Here is a 21,688-nt window from a genome sequence, read left to right as displayed (position 1 = left end):
CCTAAGCCCCCGTTTTTTGCGGTTTGGGGGGGGGGTTTAAGGTTTGCACCCCCCCGTACCCACCGCCGCCCGTTCCCCCGGGGGCGTTCACAACGTCGGGTCGCTGAAATTCGCCGCCGGCCCCGTCTTAAGGGCTCGTGAGCTTTGCGGGCGGTTAGAACCGCCCGCAACGCTCACGAGGCCTGACCTGCGATGATGCGCAGGGTGGCTTCGAGGTGGCGGCGGGTCAAGGCTTCGGCCGCGTCGAGGTCACCGGCGCGCAGGAGCGCGATCAGTTCGGCGTGCTCGCGGTTGGAGTCCTCCCTCTGATGCGGCTCGCGCAGTGATAGGGCGACGAAAGGCGTCGCCGAGTCGCGCAGGCTGCCCACGATTTCGGCGAGCTTCGTCCCGTCGCCCGGCGCGAAGAGCAGGCGGTGGAACTCCCGGTTGAGCTCGGCCCAGCGGGAGATGTCGGTCTCCTCCGACATGCGTTCGCGCAAGGCTTCGGCGGCTTCGAGCGAGGCCGCGTCGAGCGTGCCCGCCGTCCGGCGCAGGAGCATCGGCTCGAGCAGCATGCGCAGCTCGTAGATCTCCCGCACCTGGACCAGCGACAGCTCGCGCACGAAGGCACCGCGATGCGGGTCGAGCAGGACCAGGCCTTCGCGGGCGAGGTCCTGCAACGCCTCGCGGACGGGCGTCGTCGACAGGCCGAGCCGGGTGGCCAGCTCGGTCTGGATGAGCTTGCTGCCCGGTTCGATGCGGCCTTCGAGGATGTCCGCGCGCAGGGTCTGCCTGGCGAACTCGTAGTTCGTCCGCGGACGGGTGCTTTCCACGACCAGAAACCTAGACGAGAGCGCCGCGCAGGCGGAACTCGTCCGCCACCGGCGCGCCCGCCGCCAGCGCCAGGTAGAGCAGCACGCGTGCCTTGCGCGGGTCGAGCCAGCCCGCCATGGTCACGCCCATCCCGATCAGGTCGGCCTCCGAGCCCCGGAAGCCGTAGGTACCGCGGAACGTCGTGCCCGCGCCCGTCCGCGACGCGATGACCACCGGGATCTCGGTCCGCTCGATCGCGTCGGCCGTCCGCTCCGAAACATGCCCGACGCCGCTCGCGGCCAGCACCACGCCCGCCGCGCCGGCGTCGACGACCGCGTCGAGCACCGCGCCGGTGTCGTCGAGCCCGGTCTCCAGCAGTGGCACCAGCAGTTCCGTGCCCGGAACGGGCAGCGCGGGCGGCCGCTCGCCTGCCGGGTGGAAGTAGTGCACGACGCCCTCGGCCACCATTCCCAGTGGCCCGGCGGGCGCGGAAGAGAAGGCCTCCAGATGACTGGAGTGCGCCTTGCGGACCCAGCGCGCCTGGTGGACGTCGTCGTTGAACGACACCAGCGCACCCCGGCCCCGGCTCGACGGCGCCGCGGCCACGGTCAGTGCGTTCGCCAGGTTGGCCGGCCCGTCCGCGCTGAGCAGGCTCGGGTGCCGCATCGCGCCGGTGACCACCACCGGTCGCTCGTCCGGCCACACGCACTCGAAGAAGTAGGCCGTCTCTTCGAGGGTGTCCGTGCCCTGGACCACGACGATCCCGTCGGCCTCCTGCGCGGCCGCCCAGTCGTGGCAGCGGGCCAGCGCCTCGAAGGTCAGCGACGCGCCAGGGATGTTCGACAGGGTCGCCGCGCGCACGTCGACGTCGAGTTCGACCCCGCTGAGCAGGTCTTCCGCACTCAACGTCGGCACCACACCGCGCTCGGCGGGCGCCATCGCGATGGTTCCGCCGAGCGCGGCGACGGCCACCAGAGGCTTGCTTTTCATACTGTGCACTTTATAAAGTCTGCCGCACCCGAGGCAAGGGAGCGGTCATGCCCCGATTTCGTTACGTGATCTTCGGCCTGCTGGTGGCCGTCGCATTGGTCAACTACATCGACCGTGGCGCCATTTCCTATGCCGCCGGTCCGGTCATCGCCGAATTCGGTTTCGGAAAGGCGGACTGGGGTGGTGTGCTCGGTTTCTTCGGATACGGCTATATGTTCGGCGCGCTTCTCGGCGGCTGGCTCGCCGACCGGCTCGGGCCGCGCCGAGTGTGGCTCTGGGCCGGCGCCGCGTGGTCGATCTTGGAAATCGCGTCGGCGTTCGCGGGAGAGCTCGGACTCTTCCTCGGTTCGGCGCTCGCCGGGTTCGCGGTGGTCCGCATTCTGTTCGGGTTCTCCGAAGGTCCCGCGTATTCCACGATCAACCGCACGATGGCCGACTGGGCCGCGCCACGCGAACGCGGTTTCGCCGTTTCACTCGGCTTGCTGAGCACGCCGCTTGGCGCGTTGCTGACGGCGCCCGTCTCGGTGGGACTGCTGCAGCTGACCGGCAGCTGGCGCACGACGTTCATCGTGCTCGGCGTCGCGGGACTGGTGCTGCTCGCGGCTTTCTACCGGTTGTTCCGCGACAAGCCGGAGGAGCATCCGCAGGTCACGGCCGAGGAACTCGCGCACATCCGCGCGGAAACCGGTCCCGAAGCGACGGTCGAGCGCGTGCCGGTGCGCGCGTTCTTCACCAGCCGGACGCTGCTGCTGAACTCGGTCGGCTACTTCGCCTTCATGTTCGTCAACTTCACCATTCTCACCTGGGTGCCGAAGTACCTGCAGGACCAGTTCGGCTTCTCGCTGGGCTCGCTGTGGTACCTCGGCATGATCCCCTGGATCGGCGCGTGCGTGACCATCCTGCTCGGCGGCCGGATCTCCGACCATCTCCGCCGCCGCACCGGAAACCTCCGCATCGCCCGCAATCTGCTCGCGGTGGTCTCGATGGCCGCGACCGCCGCGTGCTTCCTGCTCATCCCGGCGATGACCACCCCGGCGGCCGTGCTGACGCTGATGGCCGTCGGCAATGCGCTCAACTCGTTGCCCAACGCGGTGTTCTGGGCGGTGATCATCGACACCGCCCCGTCGCGGGCGGGCACCTTCGGCGGGTTCACCCACTTCATCGCGAACATCGCGGCGGTGGCGGCGCCGACGCTGGCCGGCTCGCTCGCCGCGGCGTACGGCTACGACTCGATCTTCGTCGCCGCGGCGGGCGCGACCCTGATCGGTATGTGCGCCATGGCTTTCCTGCGGCCGGGCGAACTGAAGACACTGAACGCTAAGCCTGTTCCGCAATCCGTTTGAGCATGTTCAGGCGTCGATCCCAGCTCGCGGCAAGCTCGGTGAGCCACCGCGCGGACTCTTCGATCGCCTCCGGCCGCACGCGATACAGCACTTCGCGGCCGGACCGCCCGCCGCTGACCAGACCGGCGCTTTCGAGCACGTTGAGGTGCTTGACGACGGCCTGCCTGCTCACCGGCAGCTGCCCGGCGAGTGTGGTCGCGCTGGCCTGGCCCGCGTCGGCGAGCACGTCGAGCAGCTGCCGCCGCGTCGGGTCGGCCAGCGCGGCGAGCACCTCGCCGATTTCGGTCACCCTTGTTCCGCCCGTTCCTTGGCCACGTTCAGCTGGAACTTCCAGCCTTCGTAGTTTCCCTCGACGGCCTGCTTGCGCTCGTCCGGCGTCTTGTTGAGCGAGTCGAAGCCGCTCTCGACGACCTTCAGCAGTGTGCCGCCTTCGCGCTCCTGCAAGGAAAACTCGACCAGCGTCGAGTCGCCGTCCGGGTCGGGGTAACCACCGATCCACCGGTAGGAGATGTACTTGCGCGGGTCGGTCTTCTCGATCTTCAACGCGAAGGTCCCGTATTTGGCGTGCTCGACGATGTGCAGCTCGCCCTCCTGGCGGCGCTGCTGCTCGTCGGCGCCGCCGTCACCGATCCACCAGCCTGGTTCCGTTACCAGGCCCCAAACCCGGTCGATCGGGGCGTTGATTTCCACCTCGCGCTCGATGCTGTCCATGACTGCCTCCCTGAGTTGACGTGCTACCCATAGGTTGCACTATCTCCCCGTGATGTGCAACCACTGGGTAGCACGTCAGCCTCAGTAGGCGAGTTCGCCGGGACTGCGGAGTATGCAGAACTCGTTGCCCTCGGGGTCCGCCAGCACGACCCAGCCGGTGCCGTCCGGCTCGCGATGGTCGGACACGAACCCGGCGCCGATTTCCAGCAGGCGCCCCACTTCCTGGTCGCGCGTGCGGTCACTCGGGCGCAGGCAGACGTGCACGCGGTTCTTGACCGACTTCTCCTCCGGCACCCGCTGGAAGAACAGCGTCAGCCCGCCCGCCGCCAGTTCGATGATGGCTTCGGGGTCGCCGGGGAAGTCTTCCTCGGCCTGCGGGCGGTCGACGACCTTGCTCCAGAAGGAAGCCAGTTTGTAGGGGTCCGCGCAGTCGAACGCGATGTTCTGTACGAAAGAACTCATGCCCCGCAGGTTACGTCGTCTCGAGCCCCGCTGAGCGGTGAACTTTCCGATCCGCGTCGACGATGAAGACCTCGCAGTCCTGCCCGGCCGCCCACGTGATCCCGTCACGTCCCATCGCGAAGATCGCCGTGGCCAAGGCATCCGCCGAAGTCAGGTCCGGCGCCGCGACCGTCACACTCACCAAGCCCGAGGCCGCCGCCCCGGTGCGACCGTCCACAATGTGCGAACCCCGTTCATAGGCCGCCGAAGTCGCCACCGCTCCGTCACGGCTCGCCAGCACACAGCACAAGACGTCCGGCTGGTCCGGATGCCGGACACCGACCCGCCACGGCCGTCCCGGCTCGGCTTCGCCCGCGGTGACGACATCGCCGCCCGCGTTCAGACAGAATCGCGTCGCACCCGCCGCGCGCAGGATGTCGGCCGCACGCTGCACGGCCCAGCCCTTCACCACGCCACAAGGGTCGAAGCTCCCGCCGCGCGGCCGCGCGCTGAACGCGCCGCCGGAAAGTTGTTCGTAGTGCGCACAAAGCGCCAGGATCAGGTGCAGCTCGTCGCTTATTTCTTCGAGCGCGAGTTCGCCGCGGTCGTACCGGCACACCTCACTGTCCGGCTTGAACGGGCTGAACCGCTCGTCGACCTCGCGCAGCCACGCGAAAGCGTCGTCCTGCGCGTCCTCGAAGCCGTCGATGCTCATCGAGATCGGCAGGCCCATGATGTGCTCGACCCGGTTCATGGCTTTGGCTCGCATTTCAGGACCCCTTGGCGTCGATGGCGGCTTGCAACGACTTGACGTACGAATCACTCGTCGAGGTCGCGCCGGACACGGTGTCGATGTCCGCGCTCTGCGCCCGCAGCGCCTCCTCGCGCAGCCGGGGCAGCGCGTTGACCGCGCGGCCGCTGCGTGGTTGCTGCACCAGCTGGATGTCTTCGATCTTCGTGCCGGAGAACGTGACCTGGACCTGCACGGTCCCGTAGTCACTGCTCTCGGCGGTCCCCGCGACCGTCTGCGTGCCGGAGGAGCCGGTGGCGGACCCGCTCTCCGAAGTGGACGGTGCGGTGGTGCTCGGCGCGGCGACAGCGGTACTGCCGATCGGCGTCGGCTCGAAGTTCCACACGGCGGCGAAACCGCCTGCGGACAACAGCAGGACGAGAATGGTCTTCTTCACGGCGAGATCTCCTGTTATCCGGCAAGGCTGAAACGTTCGGCGTGCACCTGCTGGCGTGGCACGGAAAGCTCACGCAGGCTCGCCAGCACGGCGTTGGTCATCCCCGGCGGCCCGCACACGAACACGTCGCGGTCGCTCAGGTCGGGTGCGAGCTTCAGCAGGCTCGCCGGTCCGAGCAGCGGACCGTACGGCCCGGAAACCTGTGACGGCCCGGTCAGCACGTGCACCCTGGCGCCGCGTGCGCGGGCCAGCCCGTGCAACTCGTGCAGCAGCACGGCGTCGCGGGTGGAGCCGACGCGGTAGATCACCACGACGTGTCCCTTGATCTCTTCGAGGAGCGCACGGATCGGGGTCACGCCGACACCGCCCGCGATGAGCAACGCGTTCGATCGCGTCTGCTGCAAGGTGGTGAACGCGCCGTACGGTCCTTCGGCGAACACCCGCGTGCCGACCTTGAGGTTCCGCAGGCTCGCGCTGCCCTCGCCGAGAGCTTTCGCGGTGAGCCGCAACGTCTTGCCGTCCGGCGCCGCCGAGAGCGAGAACGGGTTCGCCTGGAACCAGCGTTCCCGCGTCAGGAACCGCCACAGGAAGAACTGACCGGCACGCGCGGGCAGCTCGCCCAGCCGTTTCCCGCTCATGTACACCGAAACCACGTCCGGTGACTCCGGCACGACCGCGACCACGCGCAGCTGGTGCCGCAGGTTCCGCCACAGCGGCAGCACGACCCGGCCGAGCAGCACCGCGCCCAGGCTGACACCCCAGAGCGTCCACCAATAGGCCTTCGCGAACGGCGAGCTGGTGAACGACTGCCCGAGCGCGATCTGGTGGCTGAACGCCAGCACGACCGCGGCGTAGGTGTAGAGGTGGATGAAGTGCCACGTCTCGTACGCCATCCGCTTGCGCGCGAACCGCGCGGAAGTGCCGCCGATCACCAATATCAGCACGAAGGCGACGAGCGCGCGCAGGATGCCGTCGAGGGTGTTGGCCATCTCGACGAGCTCGTCGACCGGCCCGTTGTTCTCGACCTGCGCGTAGCCGAAGACGATGAAGACCAGGTGCCCCAGCAGTGTCCACAAGAGACCGAACCCGGTCCAGCGGTGCCAGTTGGTCAGCCGGTCCATGCCGAGCCGCCTGTCCAGCCACGGGATCCGAGCGACCAGCAGCAGCTGGAACGCCATGACCAGCGCGCCGTACAACCCGGCGAGCCTGCCGATCGTGATGAGCGCGTTGCCCGACGTTCCCGCGACGGCGAAGAGCGTGGTGACGACGGCCACATTGGCCCCGAGGAAGACGTAGAGGCCGGTCCTGGCTGCGACACGGGGTCGAAGTACTGGAGCTTCAGACATGGTTGTCACACGGATGCCCTCTCGAGTCGGTTCACTGCGAATGACTTTCGTCGGCGAACCTGTGTCAGGTCTGGGGATAACCTGTCGACTTCCTGTCGTGTGCGTCCTCACCTCGCCCGCACGCTCGAACTACCGCAGGATGGACAGTGTGAGCAATGAGAAGGTGCGGCTGCTGGTCGTCGACGACGAGCCGCATATCGCCGATCTGGTCGCGACCGTCGCCAGGTACGAGGGCTGGGAAGCGGTCACCGCCGGCACCGGCCAGGACGCGCTGCGTGAGGCGGCGAGCTTCGCTCCGGACATCGTCGTGCTCGACCTGATGCTGCCCGACTTCGACGGCTTCACCGTGCTGGACCGGCTGCGCGACAACGGCACGGCCGTGCCGGTCGTCTTCCTCACCGCGAAGGACGCCACCGCCGACCGCATCGCGGGGCTCACCCGCGGCGGCGACGACTACCTCGTCAAGCCGTTCTCGGTCGAGGAACTGATGGCCAGGCTGCGCGCGGTGCTGCGCCGCAGCAACGGTCCCGCGTGGAAGCCTTCCGTGCTCGAGGTCGCCGACCTGGTGCTCAACGAGGACACCCGCGAGGTGCGGCGTGCCGGCGCGCTGGTGACGGTCACGCCGACCGAGTACGAGCTGCTGCGCTATCTCATGCGCCGCTCGCCAGCCGTGCTGACCAAGGCCCAGATCCTCGATCACGTCTGGGAGTACGACTTCGGCGGCCGCTCCAATGTGGTCGAACTCGTCGTCTCCCATCTGCGCCGCAAGCTCGATTCGGGACGCGAGCCGCTCATCCACACCGTGCGCGGCGTCGGCTACGTGGTGCGCCAGGTGAAGCAGTGAACCTGATGAAACAGTGGCGGGCGTCCCGCCTCGGCACGCGGCTGGCACTCGGGCTGGCCGCGCTTTCGCTCGTGGTCTTCGCCGTGGTCGGCGTGTTCAGCACCGTCTTCATCCGCGAGTTCCTCGCCAACCGGCTCGACGAGCAGCTCACCAAGACCCAGCAGAGCCAGGTCGGCCCGCTCAAGGACAAACACGGCGCTCCGCTGCAGTCCTATGGCTGGTTCACCGCGGTTTTCAAGGTGCGCGACGGAGTCGCGAGCCCGGCCGAGCTGGGAAAGCTGCCCGAGGACTTCAGTCAGCTGCAAAAGGTGGCGACGGAAGCCACCACCACGGAAGTGCTGCGCACGGTGTACGTGCGTGACGAGGGGCTCTACCGGGTTCGCGCCTGCCCGGTCGACAAGCCCAACGGCGAGGTCCTCGTCAGCGCCGCACCGCAGAGCGAACTCGACACCACGGTCAGCAGGCTGATCTGGATCGAGGTCGGCGCGTTCGCCGTCGCACTGGGCGTTTTGGTCATCTTCGGCCGGATCGTGTTGCGGCGCGGGCTCAAACCACTCGGTGACATGGCGGGCACCGCGCACGACATCGCTTCGCACGATCTCACCGGGAGTCCGGAGCTGCCGGTGCGTGCCTCCGGTTCCGGCGGCGGCGCCGAGGTGGAGGAGCTGCGGACCGCGTTCAACGTGATGCTGGAGCACATCGAGACCTCGCTCGCCGCGCGCACGGCCGCGAACGAGAAGCTGCGCCGGTTCATCGCCGACGCGTCACACGAACTCCGGACCCCGCTGACCTCGATTCGGGGCTACGCCGAGCTTTTCCAGTACGCGGCGGCCAACGAACCCGCCGAGCGTGACGCGCACCTGGCGAAGATCAGGGCGGAGACGGCGCGGATGAGCGTGCTCGTCGACGACCTGTTGTTATTGGCGCGCTTGGATTCCGTCGAGGCCGACGCCCCGCTGCGGCCGTCGGACACCGATGTCGTCGAACTCGTCACCGCCGCGGCCGACGCCTTCCGCGCCGGTCATCCCGACCGGCCGCTGACGCTCGATCTCGCCGAATCTGCCACGCTGCGCGCGGATCCGGTACGGCTGCGGCAAGTACTCGACAACCTGCTGACCAACGCGGCCGTGCACACCCCGCCCGGCACGCCGGTGACCGTGTCAGTCCGCGTCGAAGACGGCATCGTGCTGCGGATCTCCGACGAGGGACCGGGTATCGCGCCGGAGAACCTGCCGCGGATCTTCGACCGGTTCTACCGCGTCGACCATTCACGCACACGCGGCAACGGCGGCACCGGGCTCGGCCTGGCCGTGGTCAACTCGCTCGTCGCCGCGCACGGCGGTTCGGTAGAAGTGTCCAGTGGGCCCGGCCGGACCACCTTCACCGTCCGGCTGCCCCGCGGCCGCTGACGTGCTCGGGCACCGGCACGACCGGCGGCACCTCCTTGTCGGACTCCGGCTCGCCGAAGACCGTGTAGACCGGAAGCACCCCGGCCCACGCGCTGTTCTCCTCGAGGTCTTCCGGCTCGTCGCCTGGCCCCTCGGCGCGCATCTTCACCGACGCCTCGGCCAGGTCCAGCGCCAGCACGGACACCGCGGCGAACTCCTTGGCGTTGACGTCGCGCGCGTGCTCCCATGAACCGGGCGCGAGGTGATCGGTGATCACGTGCAGCGCGTGCATCTTCGCCTCGGGCTCGGTCACCGGCTTCGCCTCGCCGTAGATCACCGCGCAGCGGTAGTTCATCGAGTGGTTGTTGACCGAGCGCGCGTAGACGATCCCGTCGAGCAGTGTCACGGTCACGCAGACCTCGACACCGGCCGCCGCCTGCCGCAGGCTGGTCGCACCGGTCGATCCGTGCAGGTAGATCGTGTCGCCGTCGCGGCCGTAGCCGGTCGGGAGCACCATCGGGACCCCGTCACGCACCACGCCGAGGTGGCAGATCAGCGCTTCGTCGAGCACGGAGTACAGCGTCGCCCGATCGCTCACCGCGCGGACCTTGCGCCTGCCGAGCGTGGTCCGTCCGGTCGGGGAAAGTGGTGGCAGTTCGGTCATACGGCCAGTTTTGATCAGGCAGTGGCATTACGGAATGGCCAATTTGTGTATGATTGAGCAGTCCACTTGAAGGAGGTCCGGTGTCCGAAACCGCGTTGCCCGTGCGGCTCGACCGCAAGTCGGAGCTGCCGCTCGCGGTGCAGCTCGCCGACGCGTTGCGCGACGCGGCCGCCACCGGGCACCTGCGTGGCGGCGACCGGCTCCCGTCCACCCGCGCGCTCGCGGAACGTCTCGGCGTGAGCCGCACGGTCACCTCCGCCGCCTACGAGCAACTGCACGCCGAGGGCTGGATCGCCGGGCGTCACGGTTCCGGGACGTACGTGACGACTTCGCCGCCCGGCTCGCGTTCGGTCAGCGGCGCGGTGCCCGGCGAGGTCAGGGATCGCACGGACCTGCTCGACCTCACGCCGGGCGTGCCATGGGCCGACGGGCTCGACCGGGCCGCGTGGCGCCGGGCCTGGCGTGCGGCCGGCGACCCGGCGCCCGCTTACCGTGAGCACCGCGCGGGACTGCCGGACTACCGCGCCGCGGTCACCGAACATCTGTTGCGCCACCGCGGTCTCGCGACGCACGCGGTGCTCTCGACCGGCGGGACCACGGCCGCCGTCTTCGAACTCGCGGGCGCGGTGCTCAGCCGCGACGACGTCGTGGCGATCGAAGAGCCCGGCTACCAGCGCGCCGTGCAGACATTCCGGCGCGCAGGGCTGCGTGTGGTCGGCGTCCCCGTCGACGGGGAAGGCCTGCGCCCGGACGCCATCCCGCAGGGTGTGCGCGCGGTCTACTGCTCGCCCGCGCACCAATATCCGATGGGCAGCCGGATGAGCGCGTCACGCCGCGTCGAGCTGGTCGACCGCGCGCGCACCGACGGCATCCTGCTGATCGAAGACGACTACGACGGCGAACTGCGCTTCGACGTGGCGCCGCTGCCGTTGCTGGCGGCGCTGGCCCCGGACGTCGTCGCGCATCTGGGCACCACGAGCAAGATCCTCACGCCGACGCTCGGCGCCGGCTGGATGGTCGCGCCACCGCCCGTCGCCGCGGCCGTGCTGGAGTACCGCGAACGCACCGGCACCCGGCCATCCCCGGCTGGCCAGCGCGTCCTCGTCGAACTCGCCCGCAACGGCGACCTCGGCCGTCACCTGCGCAAACTCCGCCGTGAGCTGTCCGAACGCCGGACCATGCTTTCCGCCGCGCTCACCGCTGCCGGTATCCCGCTGCTCGGCGACGACGCGGGCGCGCACCTGGTCGTCCCGTTCGACTCCGCGGAGACCGAGCGCGCCCGGCTCGCCGACGCCGAACGCGCTGGTATCCGCCTCGACGGCCTCGCCAGGCACTTCGCGGGCACGCCGACCGTGCACGGCGTGGCGATCGGTTACGCGGGGTGTTCGCGTGAGGGACTGGCTTCGGCCCTGCCCACGCTCGTCGGGTTGCTTGGCAAGCGCCCGGTAGGGTGACCTGCCATGAGTAAGACTCGAGTCGCGGTCGTGTTCGGAGGCAGGAGCAGCGAACACCCCGTTTCCTGCGTATCCGCCGGCAGCATCCTGGCGAACCTGGACGCGGAGCGGTTCGAGATCGTCCCCATCGGCATCACTCGCGAGGGTGGCTGGGTGCTCGGCACCTCCGACGCCTCGCAGCTGGCGATCCAGGGCAAGGAGTTCCCGTCGGTCACCGACGGCAAGGCGCTCGTGCTGAGTGGCCGCAACGTCGTCTCGCTGGAGCGCGGCGCCGAGGTCGGCGTGCTGTCCTCGGTGGACGTCGTGTTCCCCGTGCTGCACGGCGCGTTCGGTGAGGACGGCACCATCCAGGGGCTGCTCGAGCTCGCGGACATCCCGTACGTCGGACCGGGCGTGCTCGCCAGCGCGGCCGCGATGGACAAGGCGACCGCGAAGAAACTCCTTGCCGCGGAAGGACTTCCTGTCGGCACGTACGTCGAGCTGTCGCGCCGCGCGACGACGCTGACCCAGGCGGAGCGGGACAAGCTCGGCCTGCCGGTGTTCGTGAAGCCGTCGCGCGCGGGCTCGTCGATCGGCATCAGCAAGGTCACCGACTGGTCCCAGCTCGACGCGGCCATTCTCCTCGCCCGCCAGACGGACCCCAAGGTGCTCGTCGAGGCCGCCGTCGTCGGCCGCGAGGTCGAATGCGGCGTGCTTGAGTTCCCCGACGGCCGTGTCGAGGCTTCGCTGCCCGCCGAGATCCGGGTGCTCAGTGAAGAAGCCGAAGCCTGGTACGACTTCGAGACCAAGTACGTCGGCGAGGACGCCGAACTCGACATCCCGGCCAAGCTGGACGACGAGATCATCGAACGGGTGCGCGCCACGGCGCTGCGTGCCTTCGAGGCGCTCGACTGCCAGGGCCTCGCGCGGGTGGACTTCTTCGTCGGCGCGGACGGCGAGCTGACCATCAACGAGGTCAACACGATGCCCGGCTTCACCACCACCTCGGCCTACCCGAAGATGTGGGCCGTCACCGGCGTCGACTACCCGACACTGCTGACGACCCTCATCGAGACCGCGATCGCGCGCGGCACCGGCCTGCGCTGACTACATGTCGTAGATGTACCAGTCGCCGCCCTGGAACTTGAGGGTCTGGTTGCCGAAATCGCTGTCCGTGAATTTCACGCTTGCCTTGATCGCGTTGGACGGTACTTGAATCTGGGTGGCGCTGATCGTCTTCACCGCGGCCGGGTCGATCGTCGCGCCGCGCAGTGCTTCCTTCTGCTTCGCCGAGATCATGCCGAACATCATGGTCATGGTCTGCTTGCACGGGCCGAAGCCGTCTTTTTCGGCCTTCTTGGCCGCGGGCGCCGCGATTTCACAGACGACGTCGAGGTCCTGGGCGCCGACGGCGCGGAGAAACTTCGTGTACCGCGCGATCCCGCCCGCCTTGGACGGGTCGGGGCCCTCGGCCTCGGTGCTGGTGGGCGCCGCCGAGCTCGATGACGGCGGCGCGACTGACGACGAACTGGGCGCCGCCGGGCTGCTGGACGGCGGAGGCGGAGCGGGCGTCGGGGCCGACTCGGTCTTGTCGTCACAGGCGGTGAGCGCGAGCGTCAGTAGCGCGGCGCCGATCCAGGCAATTTTCCTCTGCACGCCCGGATGCTAACCCGCTGTGTTCGCCGCCGCCCGCAAAACGCCAAAACCACTGTCGTGAGTGTTCCCGCCGGCTTTCCGGGGCCCGGCAAGCCGGCGTGGCGGGTATGCGAAACCCGGGTTCTGGCCATTCAATGGCCCAAACCCGGGTTTCACGAAGATCACCTTGCCCCAGGGTTGGACGACATGAACGGGGCGTTCATGTGTTCAACCCGACCCGAGAGGGCGGCTGGGGGCGTGAGTCTTCCCGCGACCCCAGTCGCCAGGCCCGCGAAACGCTAAAACCGCAGCGGCTGCGGCGGCAGAGTCGCGGCGACGGCGTCGGAGACGCTCTGCAGCGGCCCGGTGCCCGCGGACTTCGGAACGGTGAGCGCGGCGTACACCGAGCGGTCCACCAGGTACCAGGTCGAGACGCCGTCGGCTTCGATCGGCAGCCACTGGACACCGTTGATCGTGCGCAGCTGCGCGGTCTGCGTCAGCTCGGAAGGCTTATCAAGCCCGCAGCGCAGTACGACGGCTTCCGTGCCCCAGGCGACGGTCGCGGCGGGCGCGGGTTCCGCGAGCTCACGCCGGGACAATTTCTTGCCATTGGACGTCAGGTCGGCGGGCAGACCGCCGACCAGCTTGGCGCAGTCCGCGGAGCCTGCCTGCGGTGCGGGCACCGAGACCAGCGGCAGCGGGCCGGTGTCGCCCTCGGGCTCGGCCGAAGTGCCCTTCAGCCCGAAATACGCGACCCCACCCGCGAAAAGCACGGCGAGCACCGCCGCGACGACCAGAAGTGCACGCGGCGGCGCGCCATTGTCCGTTTCAGCCACTCGCTAACTACAGCATGGGTGAGGGCGTGCTTCTCGGGTGGGCTACGCGATAGCCGCGCCCAGGCGGCCCCTGGCGGCACCGCGCGATCACCCGAGTACAACCCGGTACGAGGGAGATCCCGCGGCACCGCCAGGAACCACCTGGATCACGACTCTCATCGCACCCCACCCGAGAAACACGCCCTACAGGTGCACCACGGGGCAGGTCAGCGTCCGGGTGATCCCGTCCACGTTCTGCACCTTCGCGACGACGAGCTGGCCCAGCTGGTCGACGCTGTCCGCGGCGGCGCGGACGATCACGTCGTACGGCCCGGTGACATCCTCGGAGCTCGTCACGCCAGGGATGCCGGAGATCTCGGCGGCCACGGCCGCCGCCTTGCCGACCTCGGTCTGGATGAGGATGTATGCGTGAACCACGGCGCGCCCCTTCGTCTGGATCGATCGGCTCAAGGTAGGAACGTTGTGGGTGTCGCCAGCAACGTACAAGAAACATAGGGCATCCGACTATCGGTGATCAGCATTCGTTGTTCAAGAACGAACGGAGGTGACAGGTGTCACCACAGAATCCTCAGGTAACGGTCGGTGAGACGGGCGAGTTCGGCCTGATCCGCGCCGTGACCACAGGGCGCAAGCAGCCCGCCCCGACCCTGCTCGGCCCCGGTGACGACGCGGCCGTGGTCGCCACGCCTGACGGCAGGGTGGTCGCGAGCACGGATGTGCTGGTCCAGGGCGTGCACTTCCGCTTCGACTGGTCCAGCCCCGGCTACGTCGGGCGCAAGGCGGTCGCGGTCAACCTCGCCGACATCGCCGCGATGGGCGCGACGCCCACCTCGGTGCTCGTCGGCATCGCCTGCCCGCCGGACACCCCCACGGCGGTCATCACCGAGCTCGTCGACGGCATGTGGGTGGAGGCGTCGGCCGTCGGCGTCGGCATCGTCGGCGGCGACATGGTCCGCGCCGACCAGCTGGTGATCAGTGTCACGGCACTCGGCGACCTCGGCGGCCGCGCGATGATCACCCGCTCCGGCGCGCGCCCCGGCGACGTGCTGGCCGTGCGCGGCAGGCTCGGCTGGGCGGCCGCCGGTCTCGCCGTGCTGGGCCGCGGTTTCCGCTCACCGGTGGGCGTCGTCAACGCGCAACGATGCCCGGAACCGCCTTACGACGCTGGCCCGCAGGCCGCCGAAGCCGGCGCGACCTCGATGATCGACATCTCCGACGGCCTGCTGGCCGATTTGGCGCATATCGCGGCCGCGTCCGAGGTCGGCATCGACGTCCAGACCGAACGCCTGGAGATCGCCACCCGGCTCGTCGAAGTCGGCTCCGCGCTGGGCGCGGACCCGTTGACCTGGGTGCTGACCGGCGGGGAAGATCACGCACTGGCCGCCACTTTCGCGCCTGGCCCGCCGTTGCCGGAAGGCTGGCGGCGCATCGGCTCGGTGACCATGCCGGGCACCGGCGTGACCGTCGACGGCAAGCCCTACGAGGCACCGCCCGGCTGGGAACATTGGCGATGAAAGTGCGCTGAAGAGTGTCGTACCGTTCGCCTAGTGTGCTGGTCATGGACATCCACACGGTCGACTACGCCCACCCGGACGCGGTGAAGCTGATCGCCTGCGGTTCGTGGCGGGTCGCCACCGCCGACGCCGAACTGAAGCGCATGTTCGTCACGCCTTCCTTCCGTGGCAAGGGTTTCTCGCGTGAGCTGCTCGCCGAGCTGGAGCGCACGGCCCTCGCCGCGGGCCGCACGCGCGCGGTCTTGGAGACGGGCACGCTCCAGCCGGAGGCGATCGCGTTGTACCGATCTTCGGGGTATACCGAGATTCCGAAGTTCGGGATCTACCGCCACACCCAGGAAAGCATCTGTCTCGCGAAGGAGCTCAATGGCGATCTACGCATTCGGTGACCTCGAACCGAAGATCCACCCCGACGCGTACGTCCATCCCGACGCGACGGTCATCGGCGACGTCCGCATCGGCGCGTTCGCTTCGGTGTGGCCGCAGACGGTGCTCCGCGGCGACCACGGCCACATCGAGATCGGCGAGCGCTCCAACGTCCAGGACGGCTGCGTGATCCATTGCACGCGCGCCCAGCCGACCCTGCTCGGCCCGTCGTCCGCGGTCGGTCACTCGGTGCACATCGAAGGCGCCACGATCGGCACCGGCTGCCTGATCGCGTCGGGCTCGGTGGTGCTCAACGGCACGGTCGTCGAGGACGGCGGCATGGTCGGCGCGGGCGCGGTCGTGTCTTACAACGGTCACGTCCCGAGCGGCCACATCGCGCTCGGCGTCCCGGCGAAGATCCGCGAGAACAAGTCCTTCGGACCGGACAACATCGCCATGGTCGTCGACAGTTATGTGGCGCGAGGCCAACGTTTCCGTACCGAACTTCGACGGCTCGACCAGTAGCAGTAGGCTCGCTCGCCGTGACAGCGCGCCCGTTGAACGAGATCGTCGAAGCAGGCTGGGCGGAAGCCCTCGCACCGGTGGCGGACAAGATCGCCGCGATGGGGGAGTTCCTCCGCGCGGAGATCGCCGCAGGCCGCACCTACCTACCGGCGGGCCCGCACGTGCTGCGCGCCTTCCAGCAGCCGTTCCACGACGTGCGCGTGCTGATCGTCGGCCAAGACCCGTACCCGACTCCCGGCCACGCGGTCGGCCTCAGCTTCTCGGTGGCGCCCGAAGTGCGCCCGATCCCGAAGAGCCTGGTCAACATCTACAAGGAGTACGCCGAGGACCTCGGCCACCCCTTGCCGTCCAACGGCGACCTGACGCCTTGGGCCGAGCAGGGCGTCCTGCTGCTCAACAGGGCACTGACGGTCCAGCCCGGCAAGTCCAACGCCCACCAGGGCAAGGGCTGGGAAGACGTCACCGCCCAGGCCATCAAGGCACTCGCCGCCCGCTCGGAGCCCATGGTCGCGATCCTCTGGGGCCGCAACGCCCGCAACCTCAAGCCCATGCTGGGCGAGATCCCGTGCATCGAGTCGGCCCACCCGAGCCCGCTCTCGGCCCACAACGGCTTCTTCGGCTCCCGCCCCTTCAGCCGCGCCAACGAACTGCTCCGGCAACAGGGCGCCGACCCCGTCGACTGGAAGCTCCCGTAACAAGGGCTCGTGACTCCAGCCCCACAAGTCAAGCAAGTTGACTGAGGAGGATTTGAGACGTTGAACGACCCATTTCCCCCTCAGTCAACCGGCCTGACCTCTCAAGAATCGTCCATTCGCGAAGATCAACTCGCTCGCTCCACGTTCGGCTTTCCTGTCAATGACCGGCCATGCCACTCGCAGCCCCTGACCTGGGCGTTCGATGCCGAGCGTTCCGGCGGTCAGCACCGGCGGTGCCAGCTCGGGCTTCAGCGAAGGCAGCGTTCCACCGCATTCCAGGGCCAGAGGCACCGCGGTCGCCAGGAAGCCCGCCAGCATCGGCCTCGCGACCGACCTCCTTTGAGCACGACAAAAGGCCCGGGGACTCAATGAGTCTCCGGGCCGCTGTCCGAACTTCTAGCTCAGCCTCGCGTGACCTTGCCGGCCTTGATGCACGAGGTGCACACGTTCATACGCTTGCGCTGGGACAGGCCGATCTTCGCGTGAACGGTCTGGATGTTCGGGTTCCAGCGGCGGTTGGTACGCCGGTGGGAGTGCGAAACCGACTTACCGAAGCCAGGTCCCTTGGCACAGACGTCGCACACGGCAGCCACGTCGAACTCCTTTGAATATGGGAAGACAAATCACGGCCCAGGTCGACTGGGCAACTCGACCATAGTAACTAGTGGGTCCCCCGTTGATACCAAGGGGGTCGATACCCTGCCCAAGACCAGTAGGAGGTTACAGCGTGCGAGTGCTGGACGCGGGTGCGGTTTCGGCTTGGGCCTCGGCCTGTGTGCACACCCTTGACCAGCTGCGACCGGCGATCAACGGCATCAACGTGTACCCGGTCGCGGACTCCGACACCGGGTCCAACCTGCTGCACACGATGAGCGGGGCCAACGCGGAGCTGGCAGGCGCCGACCCGAGGGACGCGATCGAGGCGCTCAGCCTGTTCGCGAAGGGTGCGGTCGCGGCGGCACGTGGTAACTCCGGGATCATCATTTCCCAGGTCATCCGCGGTTTCGCCGAGTCGGCCAAGGTCACGGGCGACCTCGACGGGCCAGGGCTGGCCGCCGCGCTCGTGCACGCCGACATCGTCGCCACCGGAGCCGTGACCAGGCCGGTCGCCGGCACGATCCTCAGCGTCCTGCACGCGGTCGCGGCCGCTGTGAAGGACGACACCCGCTCGCTCACCGACGTGGCCTTGCGCGCCGCGGCGGCCGCGTCGGCGGCGCTCGACGAGACGCCCAACCAGCTGCCGGTGCTGGCCAAGGCCGGCGTGGTCGACGCGGGCGGACGCGGGCTGGTCGCCGTGCTCGACGCACTGGTCGGGGTGATCACCGGCACCAACAGCGTGCCCGCGCACTCGCTCGAGGCGCACACCCACGATCACGGCCTGCCGGCGCCGCACGCCTGGGAGGTCATGTACCTGCTCGACGGCGTCGAGGAGACCGCGCTGCCCGCGCTGCGCAAGGCACTGACCGGCCTCGGCGACAGCGTCACGGTCGCCGCCGACGGATCCGGCTCCCACGCCGTCCACGTCCACTGCGCCGATATCGGCGGAGCCATCGAGGCAGGCATCGAAGCGGGCCGCCCGCGCAAGATCCACGTCGAGCCGCTCATCACGCCGACCCCGCTCGAGCCGGGCGGCGGCGTCGACCGCACGGTGGTCGCGGTCGTGCACGGCTGGGCGATCGCCGAGCTGCTGCGTGCCGAGGGGATCGCGGTTTTGTCGGTGCCGAGCGGCAGTATTCCGAGTGTGGAGGAAATGCTCGGGCTCATCAACGAGGCGGCGGGGCGGCACGTGACCGTGCTGCCCGGCGGCGTCGCGCTCACCGGCGCGGCCGACGCGGCGGCCGGCCATGCCATGGCGGGGGAGCGGGACGTGGTGGTCATCCCGTGCTCGTCGCCCGTGCAGGTGCTGGCCGCGCTCGCGGTGCACGACCCCTCGCGCCGCACGAACGACGACGTCGTGGCCATGGCCGAGGCGGCGGCCGCGACCAGGCGCGGCGAGCTCGTGATCGCGCACGAGGAGTCGCTGACCTGGGTCGGCCGCGCTCAGCAAGGCGACGTCATCGGCTTCGTCGACGGCGAGGTGGTGCTCATCGAGCCCGCGCCCGCGTCGGAGACGAACCTCGTCGCGGCCGCGATGAGTGTGCTGAACCGGATGCTCGCGGCGGGCGGCGAGATGGTCACCGTGCTGTTCGGGGTCGACGCGCCGACGGGTGTCGACGCCGAGCTCGCCGAGCAGTTGCGCCTGGAACATCCCGAAGTGGAGATGACGAGCTATTCGAGCGGCTTGGCTGACGCCGTGCTGCTGATTGGAGTCGAGTAAGTGGCCGGGCTGCGCGACAAGCTGACACCGTTGCTGGGTGCCAAAACCGCGAAGGCACTCGGTGGGTCGCTGGACATCCACACGGTCTCCGACCTGCTGCGGCACTATCCCCGCGACTACGCCGAGCGCGGCAAGCTGACCGACATCGCCGGACTCGAGCTCGGCGAGCACGTCACGGTCATGGCCCGCATCGAGCGCGTCAACAAGCGGACGATGAAAGCCAAGTACGGCACGATCATCGAAATGACGATCACCGACGGCCGTCGCAGGCTGTCGTGCGCGTTCTTCAACCAGGCCTGGCGCGAAAAGGAGCTCAAGCTCGGCGCGATGGGCCTGTTCGCGGGCAAGGTCACCGCGTTCCGCGACCAGCTGCAGCTGACCAACCCCGAGTACGAGCTGCTCGACGAGGAAGCCGACAAGTCCACAATGGACGAGTTCCTCGGCGAGATCATCCCGGTCTACCCTGCCGCGCAAGGCATGCCGACGTGGGTGATCGGCAAGTGCGTCCGCCAGATCCTCGACCAGTTCGAGCTCGACGAAGACCCGATGCCCCCCGAGCTGCTCGCCGAGTACGGCCTGGTCGACCTCGAAAAAGCGTTGCGGCACATCCATCGTCCCCCGAACTGGCCCGACCGCGAGGCCGCCCGCCGCCGTCTCAAGTGGGACGAGGCGATGGCCGTCCAGCTGATCTTCGCCCAGCGCCGCCATTCCGCGATCTCGCGGCCCGCGTTGCCGTGCCCGCACGTCGAAGGCGGCATCCTCGAAGCGTTCGACAAGCGCCTCCCGTTCGATCTCACGGCGGGCCAGCGCGAGATCGGCGACGTCATCGCGGCCGAGCTCGCCACCGACCACCCGATGAACCGCCTGCTGCAAGGCGAGGTCGGCAGCGGCAAGACGGTCGTGGCACTGCGCGCGATGTTGCAGGCCGTCGACTCCGGCCGCCAAGCGGCCATGCTCGCCCCCACCGAGGTACTCGCGTCACAGCACGCCCGCTCCCTGCGCGAGATGCTCGGCGAACTCGGCATGGCAGGCGAACTCGGCGCGGCCGAGAACGCCACGCGCATCACGTTGCTCACGGGGTCCATGGGCGCCAAGGAGCGCAAGCAGGCGTTGCTGGACGCGGCGAGCGGAGCGGCGGGCATCGTCGTCGGCACGCACGCGTTGATCCAGGACACGGTTTCCTTCGCGGAGCTGGGTTTCGTGGTCGTCGACGAGCAGCACCGCTTCGGCGTCGAGCAACGCGACGCGCTCCGTTCACGCGGCGCCGACTCCACCAACCCCCACGTCCTGGTCATGACGGCCACCCCGATCCCCCGCACGGTCGCCATGACCGTCTACGGCGACCTCGAGACTTCGGCACTGCGCGAAATGCCCGTCGGCCGTTCCCCGATCAAGACCAACGTCGTCCCGGTCGCCGAAAAGCCCGCCTGGCTCGACCGGGTCTGGCAGCGCGTGGCCGAGGAGGTCGGCAAGGGCCACCAGGCCTATGTGGTCTGCCCCCGCATCGGCGACGAACCGGCCTCCGACAAGAGCGACAAGCGGCCCCCGCTGGCGGTGCTGGACATCGCACCCGACCTCGCCAACGGCCCGTTGCGCGGCCTGAAGATCGGCGTACTCCACGGCCGCATGCCCAGCGACGACAAAGACCAGGTCATGCGCGAGTTCTCCACGGGCAAGCTCGACGTGCTGGTGGCCACCACGGTCATCGAGGTCGGCGTCAACGTCCCCAACGCGACGGCCATGGTCATCATGGACGCCGAGCGTTTCGGCGTCAGCCAGCTCCACCAGCTCCGCGGCCGCGTCGGCCGGGGCAGCGTCCCCGGCCTGTGCCTGCTGGTAACGGAAACCCTCGACGGCACCACGACCCGCGAGCGCCTCAACGCCGTCGAGTCCACCACGGACGGCTTCGAACTGTCCCGCCTCGACCTCGAGATCCGCCGTGAAGGCGACATCCTCGGCGCCGCCCAGTCAGGCAAGCGCTCCGGTTTGAAGCTGCTTTCGCTTCTGCAGGACGAGGACGTCATCGCCGAGGCCCGTGAACGGGCTCAGGCGATCGTGTCCGAGGACCCCGCTTTGACCAAGTACGTGGGCTTGGCCCACATGGTCAGCGACGTCGTCGACGCCGACCGGGCCGAGTACCTCGAGAAGACCTGAGCTTCGGGTCTCGTGAGTGTTACCGACGGTTAGAACCGTCGGCAACACTCACGACCCCACCCGACGTGGCCCGGCCTGTTCGCTCCACGTTCGGCGCCGGGCCAGGCTTCGCGCCCGCCCGAGGGAGCGGTGACCTTGCTGCATCCAGCGCGGGCGGAGGAATCACTCGCTCACGCGGATGAGGTGAGGGTGCCCCTGAGTGTCTGCGAGGCACCGACGGCGCCCCTCGCTTCACCAGCCCCGCCCCCGACCCCCTCCGCCGGGCGCCTCGGCTGTCCACAAAGGATCCCGAAGTCAATATTTTGTCCAACAATGCCGCTTTTGCGTGGTTTGTTGACGTGGTGAGGGACTCCTTCACCAAGCCTGGCTGGATGAAGGGGTCCCTCACGCAACCGGACTTGGTGAAGGAGTCCCTCGCCAAACTCCCAAGTCGCCAGTCCCGCGAAGGGTTCCCTTTTCGGGCGGCCGGGTAAGGGCTCGTGAGCGTTGCGGGCGGTTCTAACCGCC

The 21,688-nt window shown here is 68.8% G+C and carries 25 protein-coding genes; 11 read left to right on the top strand and 14 right to left on the bottom strand.

What is annotated here, in order from left to right:
• Positions 1-173: 173 nt before the first annotated feature.
• On the bottom strand, positions 174-812 hold the full coding sequence (locus tag ACFV15_RS30140) for a GntR family transcriptional regulator (RefSeq protein ID WP_378354427.1): 639 nt from the start codon (positions 810-812) through the stop codon (positions 174-176).
• A 10-nt stretch (positions 813-822) separates the two neighbouring features.
• Positions 823-1,782, bottom strand: coding sequence for an asparaginase (locus ACFV15_RS30135; protein WP_378354425.1), 960 nt, complete (start codon positions 1,780-1,782; stop codon positions 823-825).
• Positions 1,783-1,829: 47 nt separating this feature from the next.
• Between ACFV15_RS30135 and ACFV15_RS30130 the strand changes: the two genes are divergently transcribed.
• The gene (locus ACFV15_RS30130) at positions 1,830-3,125 is read left to right on the top strand and encodes an MFS transporter (protein WP_378354423.1); all 1,296 of its coding nucleotides are present in this window, start codon (positions 1,830-1,832) and stop codon (positions 3,123-3,125) included.
• Here the strand turns inward: ACFV15_RS30130 and ACFV15_RS30125 are convergent.
• The 6 genes from ACFV15_RS30125 to ACFV15_RS30100 all read right to left on the bottom strand — a co-directional run bounded on the left by ACFV15_RS30125 (position 3,100) and on the right by ACFV15_RS30100 (position 6,810).
• A complete protein-coding gene (locus ACFV15_RS30125) occupies positions 3,100-3,414 on the bottom strand; it encodes an ArsR/SmtB family transcription factor (protein WP_378354421.1) in 315 nt (104 codons plus the stop codon). The two genes, ACFV15_RS30130 and ACFV15_RS30125, sit on opposite strands and share 26 nt — an antisense overlap.
• Positions 3,411-3,836, bottom strand: a complete 426-nt coding sequence (locus tag ACFV15_RS30120; protein WP_378354420.1) for an SRPBCC domain-containing protein — start codon at positions 3,834-3,836, stop codon at positions 3,411-3,413. Before ACFV15_RS30120 ends, ACFV15_RS30125 begins: the two co-directional genes overlap by 4 nt.
• 81 nt (positions 3,837-3,917) lie before the next feature.
• On the bottom strand, positions 3,918-4,298 hold the full coding sequence (locus ACFV15_RS30115) for a VOC family protein (protein ID WP_378354419.1): 381 nt from the start codon (positions 4,296-4,298) through the stop codon (positions 3,918-3,920).
• A gap of 10 nt (positions 4,299-4,308) precedes the next feature.
• Positions 4,309-5,046, bottom strand: coding sequence for an FAD:protein FMN transferase (locus tag ACFV15_RS30110; protein WP_378354417.1), 738 nt, complete (start codon positions 5,044-5,046; stop codon positions 4,309-4,311).
• A 1-nt stretch (position 5,047) separates the two neighbouring features.
• Positions 5,048-5,464 carry an FMN-binding protein gene (locus ACFV15_RS30105; RefSeq protein ID WP_378354415.1) on the bottom strand — a complete coding sequence of 139 codons (417 nt, stop codon included), beginning with the start codon at positions 5,462-5,464 and terminating at the stop codon, positions 5,048-5,050.
• Between the two features lie 14 nt (positions 5,465-5,478).
• Positions 5,479-6,810 carry a ferric reductase-like transmembrane domain-containing protein gene (locus ACFV15_RS30100; protein WP_378354413.1) on the bottom strand — a complete coding sequence of 444 codons (1,332 nt, stop codon included), beginning with the start codon at positions 6,808-6,810 and terminating at the stop codon, positions 5,479-5,481.
• A gap of 139 nt (positions 6,811-6,949) precedes the next feature.
• Between ACFV15_RS30100 and ACFV15_RS30095 the strand changes: the two genes are divergently transcribed.
• Both ACFV15_RS30095 and ACFV15_RS30090 read left to right on the top strand, forming a co-directional pair.
• On the top strand, positions 6,950-7,654 hold the full coding sequence (locus tag ACFV15_RS30095) for a response regulator transcription factor (protein ID WP_378354411.1): 705 nt from the start codon (positions 6,950-6,952) through the stop codon (positions 7,652-7,654).
• 5 nt (positions 7,655-7,659) lie between these two features.
• Positions 7,660-9,063, top strand: a complete 1,404-nt coding sequence (locus ACFV15_RS30090; RefSeq protein ID WP_378354409.1) for a sensor histidine kinase — start codon at positions 7,660-7,662, stop codon at positions 9,061-9,063.
• Here the strand turns inward: ACFV15_RS30090 and ACFV15_RS30085 are convergent.
• Positions 9,035-9,706 carry a pyridoxamine 5'-phosphate oxidase family protein gene (locus ACFV15_RS30085; RefSeq protein WP_378354407.1) on the bottom strand — a complete coding sequence of 224 codons (672 nt, stop codon included), beginning with the start codon at positions 9,704-9,706 and terminating at the stop codon, positions 9,035-9,037. The two genes, ACFV15_RS30090 and ACFV15_RS30085, sit on opposite strands and share 29 nt — an antisense overlap.
• A gap of 80 nt (positions 9,707-9,786) precedes the next feature.
• Between ACFV15_RS30085 and ACFV15_RS30080 the strand changes: the two genes are divergently transcribed.
• The gene (locus ACFV15_RS30080) at positions 9,787-11,160 is read left to right on the top strand and encodes a PLP-dependent aminotransferase family protein (RefSeq protein ID WP_378354406.1); all 1,374 of its coding nucleotides are present in this window, start codon (positions 9,787-9,789) and stop codon (positions 11,158-11,160) included.
• A 6-nt stretch (positions 11,161-11,166) separates the two neighbouring features.
• Positions 11,167-12,246: a D-alanine--D-alanine ligase family protein gene (locus ACFV15_RS30075; protein ID WP_378354404.1), complete on the top strand. Its 1,080-nt coding sequence runs from the start codon at positions 11,167-11,169 to the stop codon at positions 12,244-12,246.
• On the opposite strand, the gene ACFV15_RS30070 is transcribed toward ACFV15_RS30075, so the two are convergent.
• The 3 genes from ACFV15_RS30070 to ACFV15_RS30060 form a co-directional block, all read right to left on the bottom strand.
• A complete protein-coding gene (locus tag ACFV15_RS30070) occupies positions 12,247-12,795 on the bottom strand; it encodes a hypothetical protein (protein WP_378354403.1) in 549 nt (182 codons plus the stop codon).
• Positions 12,796-13,073: 278 nt separating this feature from the next.
• Positions 13,074-13,610 carry a DUF3515 domain-containing protein gene (locus ACFV15_RS30065; RefSeq protein ID WP_378354402.1) on the bottom strand — a complete coding sequence of 179 codons (537 nt, stop codon included), beginning with the start codon at positions 13,608-13,610 and terminating at the stop codon, positions 13,074-13,076.
• Between the two features lie 183 nt (positions 13,611-13,793).
• Positions 13,794-14,027, bottom strand: a complete 234-nt coding sequence (locus tag ACFV15_RS30060; protein ID WP_091289195.1) for an Lrp/AsnC family transcriptional regulator — start codon at positions 14,025-14,027, stop codon at positions 13,794-13,796.
• Between the two features lie 134 nt (positions 14,028-14,161).
• Here ACFV15_RS30060 and ACFV15_RS30055 point away from each other — a divergent pair, with 134 nt between their 5' ends.
• From ACFV15_RS30055 to ACFV15_RS30040, 4 genes are read left to right on the top strand one after another with little or no spacing between them, the layout of a single operon-like run.
• Positions 14,162-15,124, top strand: coding sequence for a thiamine-phosphate kinase (locus tag ACFV15_RS30055; RefSeq protein WP_378354401.1), 963 nt, complete (start codon positions 14,162-14,164; stop codon positions 15,122-15,124).
• 44 nt (positions 15,125-15,168) lie between these two features.
• Positions 15,169-15,513, top strand: coding sequence for a GNAT family N-acetyltransferase (locus tag ACFV15_RS30050; RefSeq protein WP_378354400.1), 345 nt, complete (start codon positions 15,169-15,171; stop codon positions 15,511-15,513).
• A complete protein-coding gene (locus ACFV15_RS30045; protein ID WP_378354398.1) occupies positions 15,491-16,015 on the top strand; it encodes a gamma carbonic anhydrase family protein in 525 nt (174 codons plus the stop codon). The genes ACFV15_RS30050 and ACFV15_RS30045 overlap by 23 nt, the downstream gene beginning before the upstream one ends.
• Before the next feature lie 17 nt (positions 16,016-16,032).
• Positions 16,033-16,710, top strand: coding sequence for a uracil-DNA glycosylase (locus tag ACFV15_RS30040; protein WP_378354397.1), 678 nt, complete (start codon positions 16,033-16,035; stop codon positions 16,708-16,710).
• An 84-nt stretch (positions 16,711-16,794) separates the two neighbouring features.
• Here the strand turns inward: ACFV15_RS30040 and ACFV15_RS30035 are convergent, their stop codons facing one another.
• Positions 16,795-17,028: a hypothetical protein gene (locus ACFV15_RS30035; protein WP_378354396.1), complete on the bottom strand. Its 234-nt coding sequence runs from the start codon at positions 17,026-17,028 to the stop codon at positions 16,795-16,797.
• An 83-nt stretch (positions 17,029-17,111) separates the two neighbouring features.
• Entirely contained in the window at positions 17,112-17,303 is a 192-nt protein-coding gene (rpmB, locus tag ACFV15_RS30030) for a 50S ribosomal protein L28 (RefSeq protein WP_091289191.1), read from the bottom strand.
• Positions 17,304-17,437: 134 nt separating this feature from the next.
• On the opposite strand from rpmB, the gene ACFV15_RS30025 reads away from it, so the two are divergent.
• Together ACFV15_RS30025 and recG are read left to right on the top strand one after the other, a co-directional pair.
• The gene (locus ACFV15_RS30025) at positions 17,438-19,027 is read left to right on the top strand and encodes a DAK2 domain-containing protein (protein WP_378354395.1); all 1,590 of its coding nucleotides are present in this window, start codon (positions 17,438-17,440) and stop codon (positions 19,025-19,027) included.
• Positions 19,028-21,181: an ATP-dependent DNA helicase RecG gene (gene recG, locus ACFV15_RS30020; protein WP_378354393.1), complete on the top strand. Its 2,154-nt coding sequence runs from the start codon at positions 19,028-19,030 to the stop codon at positions 21,179-21,181. It begins immediately after the preceding gene.
• Positions 21,182-21,688: the final 507 nt, after the last annotated feature.

Origin of the sequence: Amycolatopsis sp. NPDC059657 (assembly GCF_042734395.1) — a bacterium.
Classification (GTDB): Bacteria; Actinomycetota; Actinomycetes; order Mycobacteriales; family Pseudonocardiaceae; genus Amycolatopsis.
Note: the sequence above shows the minus strand (reverse complement) of the source record. Positions and strands in the feature narration are given on the sequence as shown.

Bases quoted from the DNA above. Each gene is read 5' to 3' on its own strand.
- ACFV15_RS30035 (WP_378354396.1), bottom strand. From the start codon at position 17,028: ATGCTGGCGGGCTTCCTGGCGACCGCGGTGCCTCTGGCCCTGGAATGC.
- ACFV15_RS30090 (WP_378354409.1), top strand. From the start codon at position 7,660: ATGAAACAGTGGCGGGCGTCCCGCCTCGGCACGCGGCTGGCACTCGGG.
- ACFV15_RS30050 (WP_378354400.1), top strand. From the start codon at position 15,169: ATGGACATCCACACGGTCGACTACGCCCACCCGGACGCGGTGAAGCTG.
- ACFV15_RS30045 (WP_378354398.1), top strand. From the start codon at position 15,491: ATGGCGATCTACGCATTCGGTGACCTCGAACCGAAGATCCACCCCGAC.
- ACFV15_RS30095 (WP_378354411.1), top strand. From the start codon at position 6,950: ATGGACAGTGTGAGCAATGAGAAGGTGCGGCTGCTGGTCGTCGACGAC.
- ACFV15_RS30085 (WP_378354407.1), bottom strand. From the start codon at position 9,706: ATGACCGAACTGCCACCACTTTCCCCGACCGGACGGACCACGCTCGGC.
- ACFV15_RS30075 (WP_378354404.1), top strand. From the start codon at position 11,167: ATGAGTAAGACTCGAGTCGCGGTCGTGTTCGGAGGCAGGAGCAGCGAA.
- ACFV15_RS30100 (WP_378354413.1), bottom strand. From the start codon at position 6,810: ATGTCTGAAGCTCCAGTACTTCGACCCCGTGTCGCAGCCAGGACCGGC.
- ACFV15_RS30135 (WP_378354425.1), bottom strand. From the start codon at position 1,782: ATGAAAAGCAAGCCTCTGGTGGCCGTCGCCGCGCTCGGCGGAACCATC.
- ACFV15_RS30115 (WP_378354419.1), bottom strand. From the start codon at position 4,298: ATGAGTTCTTTCGTACAGAACATCGCGTTCGACTGCGCGGACCCCTAC.
- ACFV15_RS30120 (WP_378354420.1), bottom strand. From the start codon at position 3,836: ATGGACAGCATCGAGCGCGAGGTGGAAATCAACGCCCCGATCGACCGG.
- ACFV15_RS30110 (WP_378354417.1), bottom strand. From the start codon at position 5,046: ATGCGAGCCAAAGCCATGAACCGGGTCGAGCACATCATGGGCCTGCCG.
- ACFV15_RS30130 (WP_378354423.1), top strand. From the start codon at position 1,830: ATGCCCCGATTTCGTTACGTGATCTTCGGCCTGCTGGTGGCCGTCGCA.